This window comes from Gilliamella sp. wkB112 (assembly GCF_001690685.1).
Lineage (GTDB): Bacteria > Pseudomonadota > Gammaproteobacteria > Enterobacterales > Orbaceae > Gilliamella > Gilliamella apicola_J.
In genome coordinates, this window is the sequence record NZ_LZGL01000009.1 from 135,322 (window position 1) to 148,726 (window position 13,405).

Sequence of the window (13,405 nt, forward strand, 5' to 3'; positions counted from 1 at the left end):
ATTATTGCTCTCCGCGTAACTGTTTTACAAACTTATTGACTTGTTTACCGCCATTAAACCCAACACAAATATCTTCAATTCGGTTGGCTCGTTCTCGATTCTGTAACTTAATTAATTCATCGTAATACAGCAGTAATTGGCGTTGCGTGTAATGCGGTAACTGCTGTGGATCATGTCCGTTTTTAATTAATAGTGTGAAAACCTCACTCCAGCTTACTGATTTACCTGTTTTGCAGCGTTTTGCCGAATGATTTTGCGAGTTACCGCGTTCATAAAAAAATGAGAATTCACAACCCACCACCAATCCAACAATTGGATCCCATCTTCGTAACCAAGTGATTCAATAAAGCTAATTGGCTTATTGATTGATACGCTAATTAGTGAATTGACTAGCTCAAGATTATTAATAAAGATTGCATCCGCTTGTTCAATCGTGATTTTGTTTGTACCGTTCATCTCATTCACAATTAATGCAACAAACTGGTTAATGTCATTACCGATTGTTAATGCATCTTTAAATGAATATTCACGTACTGTAATTGTTTCACCAGCTAGTGTAATTTCACGATTTGGCATTAATGTTGCTAAATCATTTGATTCTTCTTTTGTTGCTGTCACTTTTTCTGCCATGTTATTTACCTGCTAATAAAATTAGAGAGTTGAATAAATAGCGGTGCAAATTCACCGCATAATAAATTTATTTAGCTTTTTGAGCATATGAGCCAAAATAACCTAGCGTACTGTCTTTGGTTTGACTCATATCAGCCAAGACGGTAGCCGTCAGAGGTAACTCACCATAACCTTCATTATGTAGTAATGAAAAATTCGAAATCGGATTAAATTTAACTCGGAATAATTCCACAATAACGTGTTCATCTTCGCGATCGGTGTTAATGCCGTCTAACATAAACCAACGTTCAGGTGGTTGGCGTGTGAATATTCCTAGACTCTCTTTTTTAGCATATGAATAATCAACTGTCGCAGTTAATGCCGGTGGGGTTAATAATTTGATTAATCCGGCATATGTTGATTCAATTTCATAATCGGTACCTGATATTAATATCGTCCCATCGACAGTTTTTAACTCAACATCTGCAACAAATGGATGGGTTAATTTTATGCGGTCACCAACCACTAAACCTTCCGGTAATTTTTCATCTGTCGCAATACCAGAATCGACTGTAATCACTTCGCCATAAAGTGCCAAAGCAATATTTTCAATTGACCAATCTTTTAACGTAAGATTTAATGTCCCACTTTTACCTAACGTCAATTCACCGACTTGCAGACGTTGCCCAGTGTAAGACTCATTTTGCGTAACTGTTTCGACACTTAACTCCATCTCGCAAGAGTCAGCGGTACCCACATGCCGAAATGCACCTGGGCGGGCTGGTGAACTTGCAGTATCACGAGTAGCGAGATTAATCGTACCCTGAAGACTCATTAATAAATCTGACATATTTTTCTCCTAAACTTTTATCGGCTACCAATGAAGTGTTGAGTTTGAAATGAATCAATCCACACTAGTACGCCATTTTGAAAACCTAACGTTTGCCCACCAACCCATGTGACTGGACGAACTCCATCAATAAACTGAACTGTTTTACCAATCAACAAATCACGCACCGCACCTATAACGGGGTTTGCTAGCTGTTTAACATTTTGAATATTGGTTGCTTGACTTGAAATATCACGTGCAACAACCACAACACCAAAATTAACATTGACGGATTGCCTTGTGCCAACGGGTTTATCATTGGGCATTTCTTTACCAAGCAGAACATAAGCACTTGGCGTTGGCGCACTGGTTAAATCCGTTAGCTTGCTGTATTCAGCACTGGTACCAACAAACACTAAGGTTTTGTCTTGCAGTAATACCTTGAGTTTGTCAGCGATGACCGACACATCAAATGGTGCGCTGTTCATCGTCCAAAATCTCTAAGTGTGTTCATATCAAATATACGAACAGGGCCAGTTTGCTGAGGAACGCCACCTGCGACAGATAAAGCATCATCAATGCCTAGCGAATATTTACCGTCAGCTACCAGTTTTAAAAAACCAAGAACCTGTTTGTAATCACGCACAATTGGATCGCTTTTTTCATCAGAAACACGATTGCGATGTAATTTGTAACGAACAATAATGCGTGCCCAATCAGCTAGCAGACGTGGTACCTTAACTAATGGCAATCTGTGTCCTCGTTGACGTAAAAAACCATTTATCTCAGCTTCAGCATCAGCGATTGATTCATTAATACGTGAGATTGCTCGATTTGCATTAATAACATCATCAGGCAACCAACTTGAAACATCACCACCATTAATAATGACTTCCAATAAATTAGCATCTACTGGCATTTCACCATCTTGAGCAACTAATTGCGATAGCTCAACGAGTCCTGGACGTTCGGATAAATTTAGCAATGTAATGTAATGAATATTCATCATCTTTACCCAAACCAACGATAAATTACCGTTGGTTGTTGTTCACATTATTAACTGTTTGCTGGAATAACATTTTCAAACAAATAGCCCGCATCTTTAGCCACAACCAGCTCTTTGACTGACTCACCAACGCGAACACGTTGACCACCACGTAGGCCGATGTCTGCATCAGGAATTGAGCCAGAAACACGATCTTTAAATTGAGCAGTAAAGCCAAATGTGACTCCGCCTTTAGTTGTGGCAAGTTTATTACGAACGGTGAATGATGCTTTATTCCCCCAAGCACGAAGCAATGTTGGCTCTTTTCCTGGTTTAGCACTATTCAAGAATGCATCACCAATATAAATGGCTTCAAGTTCAAGTAAATCAGCTAAAAAACCAAGAGGGACAAGACCACTTTCACCTGAGTTGCCATGATAAGCCGCCACAATTTTTGGATGTCGACGTAACATGGTTGCAACGCGACGGCCAAGTGTGCCGATATTCGGGCGAACAATCATTGAATCAAAAGCATCAGTAATTTGTGCTACTGGATCACTTTCTGGATCACTCCATTGCTCAGCAGTAGTTAATGTCTTTTTATAGTTGTAATTTTTACCATTAAAAAGGATATTAGCCGCTCGAACTTCACGATCTAATAAAATTAAATCAGTCGTTGCTTCAACGGCATGACCAAGCGGATTATGACCAGTGATTGCTGTGTCAATATCATCTTGCGGAACGGGACTATCAAGGCCATAGTCTTCAACAGAACTTTCTTTCTCTTTGGCACCAAACTCAACTTGATTCGGTTGTGATGTTCTACCAACTTTAGTATTAGGCAAAGTAAATCGCTCTGAAAAATCATACTCAAGCCATTTAAACGATGTACTTGAAACAGGAACACGAGGTAAAACCTCTTCAGCAATCAACTTATTATTACGGTAAGCTATCGCTATTGCAGTTAACTGTGGTTCAACGGGAAAAGGACGTTGCATATTAAAAATCTCCTATAAAACTTGTTTATCCATAATCAAAGTGACTATGGACTTAATAAAGTGGGTTAAGCTTGTTTTGCTGGAGCAATCCAAACGGAGCCGATTTCATCAATATCACCCGCAACTTCGGCATAACCAATAATAAAATCACCTGAAGCCGCTTTTTTAGCTCGACCATCCGTGTTTGCAGTAATTGGATCTCCAATCACAATTGCTTCGCTATAAAAAACGGGTGCTAGTCCGCTACGAATCACATCAATTACTTCACCATTGGCACCGCCAACAATGGTTGATACACCGATTAATAATGTGGTACCGTCAATCGCTTGTTTTGCTAGTCCATCTTTACTACCGTGACAAACTAACACACGAGGTTTGACTTCACCTTCAGCCGTTTTTGCTATTGTTAATCCTGGAATATTCATATTGAGTAACCTCTATGTTTAAAATTGAAATAAGACTGACACTAATCAGTCCATGTAAACGCTTTAACTGCCCATATTTGTGCAGTTTGTAGTTCAGTAATTGCAACAGAACATAACCTTTTTTGTTCTTGTGATGTTGATTTGGTTCGTAAATCATTCATCTCATCAATAGCATCAGCAATTCGCTGTTTATAAATATCAACTTCTGTTTGGTTTGATGGATTAAAATGTACACCAACTGCTTTTTGACCAAAGGTAAGTTGTTCCATTATTTTTTACCTGCTGTTACATGAGAAACCGCTTGCGTGATTGAGACAGTAATCCCTTTATCAGCTTGTTCTTTTTGGTATTTTTTGGCTGCTTCAGCAATCACTTTTGGATCGTCTGAATTTGTGTCATCTTTTTTAGGCTCTTTATCTACGCCCGACTTTTCAGCAAAATCCATAAATGCAGGGCGCTCAGAAAGCACTTTTTTGATTAAATCAACTGGGGAATTGTTAACAGTTACATCACCTTCAGCGAACGAAATTGGCTCACTACCCAACGCCATAAATACTTCAACGACTGTAGTTTTATGGGTTGGTAATAATTTGCCTGATTTAACTAATTCATCAGCAAATGATGCAAATTCTATACGTCTGTTAGTTTGTTCTTTTTCTAGCAATGCTCGTTCACGTTTGTTTAGTTCAGCACTCTTAACGTCAATAGCTGCTTGTTGCTCTGCAAAATTCACTTCATCGGTTTTTATCATTGAACTCTCCTGTGTTAACTCATTCACTTTAAAATCCTCTTGGACGGGTAGTGATTCAATCCGCCAAGTTGGTATAATTTGGTCGGCTTTTTCAATACCTTCTTTTTCAATCAAATATTCACGTAATGATTTGAGGGTATCGATAATGCTGTCATCAAACGGCATAGCAAACTCAGCAGCACCAAGTTCGCCAATAGACTCAGCAAAACTAGCATCTGGTAATCCTTTGATAGCAGGGGCGGCTGCACCTAAAAAACCGATGTGACGAGCATAATAATGACCAGGTTTAGGATTTCCAGGTGAGTCTGGTAAATAGATTGATAAAGAACGTTTTTTATAAGCGCCTGAATTGAATGCTTCCGCGAATTCAGGGTTTACTTGTCCTGTTTCTGCATAAACTAAACCGTCTTTGATTTGAAATGATTTAGCCCAACCATAAGCTGGCGCTGTCAATTTAGGATGACCAATAACCATTGGTGCTTCAGATAAACTTGGATCATAACTTTCTGCTAGATCAATACAGTTCTCTAAAGTAAAAGTGAGCTTTCTACCATCAACGGCAGTGTGTGTACCAGGCTTAAAAACAGGAATCAGTGTCATAAAAATGCTCCAATAAATTGATATAGAGCATCATGATCTATTTTGAGGGAATGGTAATCTGAACTAGGACAGATAATTATTAGAGAGATTTAATAGAAATTAAAATAAAATATCAGATAAGAGGTGCGCTAAAATTTATTATAAAGCATTTATGACCTGATTAAAGCATTTATACATAAACTTATTAGCATTTCATTATAAAATCGCTTAAAACGCGTTATATTGTGTTTTAAGCAAAACCTAGATGTTCACGAACAATATCGACTAAAAGCAATTTATCTTGGGCACTAATACCTAGCCATGGTCTTGCTGGAATTACCACTTGTTTTACTGGACGCCCACCAACATTTAATGCATTAGCGCTGACGGGTTTAATAATTCCGCCAAATTGATGGATAGCACCGTACACTAGATTGGTACCAAACAATAATGTATTACCTTCAATCTGCCAATGCAACGTACTTCTTAGATTGCCATCTAACGTCAAAATTTTATCTTGTTGCTTGGGCTTAGATTGTTGATACCATGGAGATAATGCTTGCCATGGTACACCATCCGGTGATTCTTGGGCATTAAAACGTGCTTCATGAATATCAAGTAATGTTTCACCTATATGATTAAATAAGCCTGGTGTATCATCAAGGCGTGATTCAATTGTAATCAAGGCATCCAATGCATCTTGTATATTAAACTCAATATTTACGCCAGCCATTTTTTCACCTATACTAGTTTTATCGTATGTACGGGCAGCTTCCGCCAAAGCCTCGAATCCCACGTACAGCGACCCAATCGTGGCGGTGATTGGGTTTTATTTTATTTACGTTTAAAGACTCGAACACCAACACGCAGTTGTTCTAGATAGTCAGGAGTATCGGGCGCAAATGTTGTTACACCAAGCCAACCATCGTCACCCACTTCAAATACTGCCAACATAGGCTTAATTTCACCATCAATCATAAAACGAGAAATGTAGCGCCGGCGCACTACAGATTTTTGTAGATGATCAAAGTACTCCATTCTAGTCCAAATTTCATCGGGCAGTTTTAATGAATCGGCTAGTAATAATAAAAATTGCTCACGCCCGCGTTTAGTCACTTTTAATTCGCCTGTTTTATTGACAGTAAAAAGCTGTTTACCGATCACTAACGCTTCACCCGCTACATCTTTAAAAATAGCTGGATTGGTTAACGTTGCACCAAACTCGTTTAAAAAAATATTTGCATAATCTTCTTCCGTTAACCCTTTTTCTAATATCCTATTTTTACTAACTTCACGAATAGTAGGCCAGTTATCAACGGCTTTAATGGATGGTACACCACGTTTAAGCGTTGGATCGCTATCAAGTGGGTTAGGTACAAATGTATCAAGTCGTGATTGTCCGGGTATATGTTCAAAACTTGGATCAATACCTTCTGGCACTCTTACAATACGCGGATTACCACTATTTTCCCCAATTACTCTATCAACCCAATTTATTGAGGGTGCTTTGTCAGGTTGTTTTTTTCCCATTCGTTTTAGATCACCAGATGTACGACCTCTAACTCGACATTCGCAACCATAGCCATTGGGTGGAAAGTGAGTGTTCCACCACGGATCATTAAAATCTAATACCAGATGATCCCAACTTTGATGAAGTTCACGAGGGTGTTCAACATAATCACTATGTAGATATTCCCAATATTCATAATTTCCATGCATTAATTGACTAAATCTACCTGCTTGATAAGTACTATTTAAATTAGTTTCATAAATAATTCGAGTACGCCAGCTAAAACCGCCGTTATAACTCCAGCCATGTTTTTCGACAATTTTGGCAAAATCCGTTCTAAATTCTTCCAGTGTAGTACCTTGGGTAATTGCTTTATCAATAGCTATACGAAAATCATTTAGTAATGCATTACGATTGGCTCCAGCAACTACAAATGCATAATCGTGTTCATTGTTATAGATATCAGCGTAACTATTGGTTGGCACATTTGCTTTACGACGGAAAAACTCGACTTGCTCTTTAAATGGCAACGAGCCATATGCCACATTAGCCATTTTTGCTATCCTCAAGTAGTTCTGTGCGACCAGCTAAATTAGCTGCTGTTAATGCTTCAGCCATGACCTTTGCATATTCATCTAATTGCATATCGGGAATCAGTTCAAATAACTTATCACGTAATTCTTCTAATGATTGAACATTATCAACTAGTTCTTTAATTTGATTAATCCATTGGTCGGTAACTGGTTGCATTTCCATATTTAAACGATTTGATTGCAACACAGGTGCAAAATTACTCGATTGTTGTTCGGCAAAATCAACGTTTTTTGATGATTGAGCATTAATAGGCTCTGCTGGTTGTGGTTTTTCTTCCCATTCACCGCCATATGTATCCTGTACATGAGCTAATGTTGGGCGATAACCTGTCGAATCAATTATATTTTTGTCACGCTCTGACATTGATTTTAAATCTGCTGGCTCCTCAAAAACACGTGAAACTTGAGGAACAGCAGCACCCGGAAAATTCATCTGCGTAAACCATGTACCAGGGCCACGATTCCAACTTTCACACATTACATCTGAATCTGATTTAGCAATTGATGTCAACACAGCCGCTTGCAATGATTCGTCACCACCGATTGAACTAGATGCACCGCCTGAAGAAGTGATTTGACCAACTGTTACACGCCGGATAGCTTCGTTCATTGAATCATAGAATGCCTTATAATCGCCCGCACCTGAACGTGCAATCTGTAGCAATTCGAGCGTCATGCCTTCCGGCATAATAATTCCGCTATCAGTTTGGATCGCACGAGTTAGAGACAATAGATCACGTTTTTGTTCGGTTGTTGAGCCTGTGCCATATTTACCTACCGCAGTTGGCATACCAAACTTTTCAAGAAATATAAGCCAGAATTTAATATCATTACGTTTAAAAAAACTTGGCCAATAAAGCCAGTGAGCCAAACCTAAGCCGTAAGGTTCATCATCATGATCGGCACCAGTTGCATAATGCCAAAAGTATGGCGTATCACAAGCTATACCCTCATGCATATTATTTTGTGTCAGTAAACGCAGTTCACCGGTTGGAGTAAAGCGAAAACGACGGCGATCACGAACTTTGATATCATCAATCCAGTATAGATTATCTTTGATGCCATAAATTAACTCCGCAACAGCATAACCATAAAAAACACCGTAGTGCATTAACTTAGTTACTCGGTCAAATCCAACCGATTTTAGTAACTCACTCATAGCTTCAGCTGCTTCGGTATCAATTGGTTTATCGCCTCCAGGTTCAACTTTCCATTCTTTTGATATTACAGCGCCTTGGCGTTGACCAAATGCAGATATAACTTCATCATCATTTAAAACTTCTTTGTAAATATCTAAACGCCCACCACCACGATTGCGAAGAACACTATCGTCAGGTTGAGCTAGTGCTCCTACATACAATTTAGTAATATCATTATTTTCACCAGTACCGGCTACTTCACGACCAGTTTCAACGCTTGGCTTTTTACCTTTAAACCAGTTCAACATTAAATAAATCCTCCAAAGTCGTTACCGCCACGTACCGTGCCAAAGCCAGTATCGGTAAATTGTCCAAATGATGAATCATTCACATAACCATATAACTGATGATAAATATCACGCTCGCCTGTTGATTGTCCCTCGATTTGAGCCGTTTTATTTAAAGTTGCATACCAAGCTAAACAACCAGCAATTGCAGAGTCACCATGTCGTACTAGATCAGGATCTTTTAAATCTTTTCTTTCAAGTTTTGGTACCATAGGAATACCGTCAACAGAGCGTACTGCCCGCAAATCTTGCTCAATATTTAAATCTCGTGGGATATCTATTGCGCCATCTTCAAATGCGCTGATAAATTTTTGCATCCAGAGGCCATACCATTGACGGTTTAAATTAATTTCTGCAATAAATGGTCGCCCAAATTTATCTGCTGTGTATTCAGCTAAAACCATGCCTGGGCCAGTAGCATCCATTGCACCACCCATTAAGCGCGGTAATTTGCTAATAATAAAAAATAAAATCTGTTGTTGTTGAGCGGATGGTACATTATTCAGCTCAACCGAAAATGGCACTTTACGCATTAAATTTTGTTCAATAGCCATTGGCCAAATAACTGAAAAATGGCGATGTCTAGCAAAGTCCATTCCAAAAACATGCTCATGTTGGTGATTTAAGACTGCTATCAATGGCTCTATATCTTGCTGAATCCAGTTATCACACCAAGAAATGCGATCTAATTCGTCTTTTTCAGCAAAATCATCACCGCAGATCAAGCGCAATACTGGACGTTCCTCACGCATAGCGCGTTCAATCCAAACACCCGGTATACATACACCTTGACCATCACGAGGTATTGCATCCAATTCTTCACGCATAGCGGATTTATTAGGTCCATAGGAATTACGAATTGTTATATACCATTTCTTTTTAGACTCAATGGTTGGCTCTTCTCCTTTCATATAACAAACACGCTCATATAAACCGTTAGCAACTGCATCATCAAATGTCACTCGGTAAACTTGTGCGGTGTCACCATATATACCGTTTTCGATATCGATAACAAATTGATTAAATGGATTGGATTTACCATTATGTGATGAAATAACAATAATTCTACCACCCCAGATTAATAAAGCTGTTGCGGCATCAAGTACACCTTGCACATCTTGGTGAAAAGCAGCTTCATCTATAATGACTAAACCTTGTAAACCACGAATATTAGCGGGACGAGAAGATAATGCCGTAATTTGATAGCCTGATGAAAAACGAATTCGGTACGCCGTGATATAACGTGAATTTTTATTTTCATCAACATCTTCAAATAGAAACTCTTCAATACTTGATACTGATGATGATTGTTGCTCGGCAATAACTTTAGAAAACTTGGCACAATAGCCGATAAATTCAAGGCCTTTCTCTTTTGTGTCGCCAATATAGAAAACATTCATACCACCAGCAGATTTACGAGCACCAGCGACAAGTACCGCTTCAAAACTGAATGCAAAAGTAATACCTGTACGACGACCTTTTGGAACAGCTAAAATAGCAGCTTGAATTTTTAACGCTTCAATTTGGTGTTTCATCAACACGCCATCAAATAACGGATTAAAATTATCAGGAATATCACGCGCACGGGCGGGTAATTCATCCCATTCAATCACTCTAACGGTTGATGCAAGTTGCTTCATTATTTGATTCCTAATACTTTTTCTTTCCAGAATTGGATTGAATTTTCATCAAGACCTTGTGCCTTGGCTATGCTATTAAGATTTGATTCTTGCTCACGCAATAACTTGTCACGTGCCGCTTTTTCAATTTCTTGGCGCTCTTTAAAACTAAGTTGACGCGCTTGCATGGCCTCTTTAGCGGCTTTAGCTAAAAAGCTGATTTCTTTAATAGTAATATCTTCAGATTCATGCGCTTTGAATGCCGCTCGTGTGGCTAGAGTAGTCACTGCTTGGGCTAGTAGTGCCCCTGATTTATCATCAACACTATCACCCAATTCATCCACTAAAATACGAGATGCCGTTTCAATTTCACGTAAGCTATTGGTCATTTCATTAAAACCTTTTTGATAGCGGTGAAGACTGGAACGGCTAGGCGTTTCCTCGCTTGGAAATTTTTGTTGCAGTTCTGCAATCATCTCATCAAGAGTCAGTTGATCTGCTCGTAATAGTTTCTCAATGCATGAGCGAACTTCGGGTTCAAGTTTGTGGATCGTTGATTTACGTCCCATAATTACGCCCCCGCACTTGGACGCTTTACACCAGAAACAACAACTTTACCTGTTGCCACATCTGCACCAAAATCCGTTAAACGTCCTACAATGACGTTCCCAATAGTTTCTGTTTTAATTAAATCTTGCTGAGATAACCAACTCATATGTGTTTTAACTTGGTCACGACTAATAGCGTGTCCATAGTGATCTAACGCGCTATAGATAATGCTAGAATTACTGCTATAACTTGGCATTTCATACAAGATACGCAAAATGACTAATCGTTGATCTTCTTTTAAAAATTCGGCGTAACTCATAGTCCCTCACTTGTTCTTTAATAAAAATTGGTTAATGTTATCTAATTGGCGAGATAATCCTGAAAGCCGATCAGATAACTGATTTAAAGTAGCTTCATTGCTACTTAGTTTTTCAATCAATTTGGTTACCTGATGCTGAGTTGGTAATGACTTAACAGTCTCTTCAACTTGTGTTACTCGAATACGTAAGTCTAGTAGCTCTTTTTGGCTAGCCGATTGGCGACCAATTAACCAGGAGTAAACGCCAACCACTGCCATTACAACCCATTGCAGAAATTGCCAGTTAAAGGTAAGTTCGTTAAAATTCATCGTTTATTCCTTTTTTCTTCCATTGCTGCACATTCAATACATAAATCAGTAACAATTAACTTTCGACGTTCTTCAGCTATAGGATCTTCACAGATTCGACAATACAGGCTTGATACTCCAATTTTTGCTTGATGTTTCGCCAGTATCCGTTCTCGTGTGTCTGTTTCAATTTTTGCTGCTAAATCAGCGTTGTCCATTGTTTACCTCATTGATATATTTAACTAACTCAATAAATCGACCTGAACATTGACCGTACTGGTCATATAATAGTTTTAGTGTTTGAGCTAAACCATCAGCCGTATTATTTGGGCGTTTTATTGGTAGTTCGCATGGAACTATTAGTTGTGCCGGTAATACCATAGGTTGTTGCTTTAGCTGCACTTGTTCGGGCTGAGTCGATGAACAGCAAGACACTGTCATCAAACACACAATGGCTACGATTATCAGCCGTTTTATTAAGTGCTTCTTGTAATGCTTGGGTTGATTGTTCATCATATAATTTCCTTTCTGCTATCTGCTGTGACAACGCTTCACTCACATTAATAGCTGTTTCAGTTAACTGTTTTGTGCTGGTAATTAATTGATTTAAAGTATCAACCGTTTGTTTTGCCTGTTGTGTTGCATATTTTTGTGTAGTGATAGTTTTACCGTGATTAACGCCAAATTGATAAGAAATGCCAATACAACAAATTAACAATCCAACGATTAAAAAACATGTCTTATTATTTACAAAAAAACTTTTGATTAATTTGCATATATTTTTAATCATCACAAACCCCTAATCCCCAATTTTCAGCGATATAAACAGGCTGCCAACGGTAGATAATCCGAATTGGATAATCACGATTTTCTTTAAAATTGATACTCTTACGACCACCATTAATATTCTCAACAACACCCCAATAATGGGTCGCATCCTGATAATCACGTTTGGCTCGTTGACGGTCACGATTAACCCAACCCAAACCACCGTTATAAGCTGATAAAACAAATCCCCAGTGGTCACAATCACTAGCCGCTTCATTTACACGTTGATATAACCAATAATCATATTGAACTAAGGCACGCAGTGCCCAAGATGGGTTATAAGGTTCGTTGCTACCCAATGTCTTAGGGTATGCACCAGAAATCCAATCCGCAGTTGCAGGCATAAATTGAGCTAATCCTTGAGCACCTACTGGTGATTTTGCATTTACTTTCCATCTTGATTCCTGATGGATTTGAGCCGCAAACAACGAAACAGGAGCATCCAGACCAAATATCGCTCGTGCATTACGTGTTAGTTCCCGTTGATGTTGCCTTGCATCATTTGGAACACCCGCTATAGCAGGCGCTAGATGACAACTAAACAGCATAAACACAATGATTAAGGTTAAGTAACGCATGGCTATAATCCCAAAGTTACACCAAGAATTACTGCGGAAACTATCAACGCCCGACGAATTAAAACAACAGCAAATAACGTTCTATACTCATCAAGCACGGGATATTCCGCTGCATATTTTGTTTCCATTGCTGATGGTTTTTCATTATTTTCAGACGCATCAATATATTTCTGAGTATAAAAATCAGGCCCAAACTCTTTCCAATCGTTATATAAATAACCTCCAGGAGATGCGTACGGGAAAAGTGCACGGTCAAGGTGATAACCTATAACCGCAGAAAGCAATACCAAGGCTAATTTATACATAACAACAGGCAATTGCTGAGGTGAGAGTAATGTAATAATTGACAATAAAAAAATGGCGACTACATACCATTTAAGTAGCCGTACTTGGGATAATTTATTGATTGGGTGAGCCATAAAAAACCTCATAAGTTAAAGTAACGTTATGAGATTATTA

The 13,405-nt window shown here is 38.7% G+C and carries 21 protein-coding genes; all 21 read right to left on the reverse strand.

Features of this window, described 5'->3' with window-relative positions; translation table 11 throughout:
* Position 1: 1 nt before the first annotated feature.
* The 21 genes from A9G12_RS12190 to A9G12_RS03055 all read right to left on the reverse strand — a co-directional run bounded on the left by A9G12_RS12190 (position 2) and on the right by A9G12_RS03055 (position 13,365).
* Entirely contained in the window at positions 2-298 is a 297-nt protein-coding gene (locus A9G12_RS12190) for a hypothetical protein (protein WP_141674100.1), read from the reverse strand.
* Positions 214-630 (reverse strand): DUF6631 family protein, encoded by a 417-nt coding sequence (locus A9G12_RS02965; protein WP_065564380.1) that lies wholly within the window; start codon positions 628-630, stop codon positions 214-216. Before A9G12_RS02965 ends, A9G12_RS12190 begins: the two co-directional genes overlap by 85 nt.
* A gap of 67 nt (positions 631-697) precedes the next feature.
* Positions 698-1,459 (reverse strand): hypothetical protein, encoded by a 762-nt coding sequence (locus A9G12_RS02970; RefSeq protein WP_065564381.1) that lies wholly within the window; start codon positions 1,457-1,459, stop codon positions 698-700.
* 17 nt (positions 1,460-1,476) lie between these two features.
* Positions 1,477-1,926, reverse strand: a complete 450-nt coding sequence (locus tag A9G12_RS02975) for a phage tail terminator protein (protein WP_065564382.1) — start codon at positions 1,924-1,926, stop codon at positions 1,477-1,479.
* Positions 1,923-2,444, reverse strand: a complete 522-nt coding sequence (locus A9G12_RS02980) for a gp436 family protein (RefSeq protein ID WP_065564383.1) — start codon at positions 2,442-2,444, stop codon at positions 1,923-1,925. Before A9G12_RS02980 ends, A9G12_RS02975 begins: the two co-directional genes overlap by 4 nt.
* 50 nt (positions 2,445-2,494) lie before the next feature.
* On the reverse strand, positions 2,495-3,421 hold the full coding sequence (locus A9G12_RS02985) for a phage capsid protein (protein WP_065564384.1): 927 nt from the start codon (positions 3,419-3,421) through the stop codon (positions 2,495-2,497).
* 65 nt (positions 3,422-3,486) lie between these two features.
* Positions 3,487-3,846 (reverse strand): hypothetical protein, encoded by a 360-nt coding sequence (locus tag A9G12_RS02990; protein WP_065564385.1) that lies wholly within the window; start codon positions 3,844-3,846, stop codon positions 3,487-3,489.
* Positions 3,847-3,887: 41 nt separating this feature from the next.
* Positions 3,888-4,115 (reverse strand): Acb2/Tad1 domain-containing protein, encoded by a 228-nt coding sequence (locus tag A9G12_RS02995; RefSeq protein WP_065564386.1) that lies wholly within the window; start codon positions 4,113-4,115, stop codon positions 3,888-3,890.
* Positions 4,115-5,197: a hypothetical protein gene (locus tag A9G12_RS03000; RefSeq protein ID WP_218056563.1), complete on the reverse strand. Its 1,083-nt coding sequence runs from the start codon at positions 5,195-5,197 to the stop codon at positions 4,115-4,117. Before A9G12_RS03000 ends, A9G12_RS02995 begins: the two co-directional genes overlap by 1 nt.
* A gap of 229 nt (positions 5,198-5,426) precedes the next feature.
* The gene (locus A9G12_RS03005; protein ID WP_218056564.1) at positions 5,427-5,957 is read right to left on the reverse strand and encodes a phage virion morphogenesis protein; all 531 of its coding nucleotides are present in this window, start codon (positions 5,955-5,957) and stop codon (positions 5,427-5,429) included.
* A 53-nt stretch (positions 5,958-6,010) separates the two neighbouring features.
* Positions 6,011-7,240 carry a PBECR2 nuclease fold domain-containing protein gene (locus tag A9G12_RS03010; RefSeq protein WP_065564388.1) on the reverse strand — a complete coding sequence of 410 codons (1,230 nt, stop codon included), beginning with the start codon at positions 7,238-7,240 and terminating at the stop codon, positions 6,011-6,013.
* Positions 7,233-8,726, reverse strand: coding sequence for a DUF935 domain-containing protein (locus A9G12_RS03015; protein WP_065564389.1), 1,494 nt, complete (start codon positions 8,724-8,726; stop codon positions 7,233-7,235). The genes A9G12_RS03010 and A9G12_RS03015 overlap by 8 nt, the downstream gene beginning before the upstream one ends.
* Positions 8,726-10,405 carry a hypothetical protein gene (locus A9G12_RS03020; RefSeq protein WP_065564390.1) on the reverse strand — a complete coding sequence of 560 codons (1,680 nt, stop codon included), beginning with the start codon at positions 10,403-10,405 and terminating at the stop codon, positions 8,726-8,728. The genes A9G12_RS03015 and A9G12_RS03020 overlap by 1 nt, the downstream gene beginning before the upstream one ends.
* A complete protein-coding gene (locus A9G12_RS03025; RefSeq protein WP_065564391.1) occupies positions 10,405-10,953 on the reverse strand; it encodes a phage protein Gp27 family protein in 549 nt (182 codons plus the stop codon). The genes A9G12_RS03020 and A9G12_RS03025 overlap by 1 nt, the downstream gene beginning before the upstream one ends.
* A gap of 2 nt (positions 10,954-10,955) precedes the next feature.
* Positions 10,956-11,252, reverse strand: a complete 297-nt coding sequence (locus A9G12_RS03030; RefSeq protein ID WP_065564392.1) for a VpaChn25_0724 family phage protein — start codon at positions 11,250-11,252, stop codon at positions 10,956-10,958.
* 6 nt (positions 11,253-11,258) lie between these two features.
* Entirely contained in the window at positions 11,259-11,561 is a 303-nt protein-coding gene (locus tag A9G12_RS03035) for a DUF2730 family protein (protein WP_065564393.1), read from the reverse strand.
* Positions 11,558-11,758 (reverse strand): TraR/DksA C4-type zinc finger protein, encoded by a 201-nt coding sequence (locus tag A9G12_RS03040; protein ID WP_065564394.1) that lies wholly within the window; start codon positions 11,756-11,758, stop codon positions 11,558-11,560. Before A9G12_RS03040 ends, A9G12_RS03035 begins: the two co-directional genes overlap by 4 nt.
* Positions 11,745-11,921 (reverse strand): hypothetical protein, encoded by a 177-nt coding sequence (locus A9G12_RS12615; RefSeq protein WP_442903464.1) that lies wholly within the window; start codon positions 11,919-11,921, stop codon positions 11,745-11,747. Before A9G12_RS12615 ends, A9G12_RS03040 begins: the two co-directional genes overlap by 14 nt.
* Positions 11,863-12,330: a hypothetical protein gene (locus tag A9G12_RS03045; RefSeq protein ID WP_065564395.1), complete on the reverse strand. Its 468-nt coding sequence runs from the start codon at positions 12,328-12,330 to the stop codon at positions 11,863-11,865. The genes A9G12_RS12615 and A9G12_RS03045 overlap by 59 nt, the downstream gene beginning before the upstream one ends.
* Positions 12,323-12,946: a transglycosylase SLT domain-containing protein gene (locus A9G12_RS03050; protein WP_081299636.1), complete on the reverse strand. Its 624-nt coding sequence runs from the start codon at positions 12,944-12,946 to the stop codon at positions 12,323-12,325. Before A9G12_RS03050 ends, A9G12_RS03045 begins: the two co-directional genes overlap by 8 nt.
* 2 nt (positions 12,947-12,948) lie before the next feature.
* Positions 12,949-13,365, reverse strand: coding sequence for a putative holin (locus tag A9G12_RS03055; protein ID WP_065564396.1), 417 nt, complete (start codon positions 13,363-13,365; stop codon positions 12,949-12,951).
* Positions 13,366-13,405: the final 40 nt, after the last annotated feature.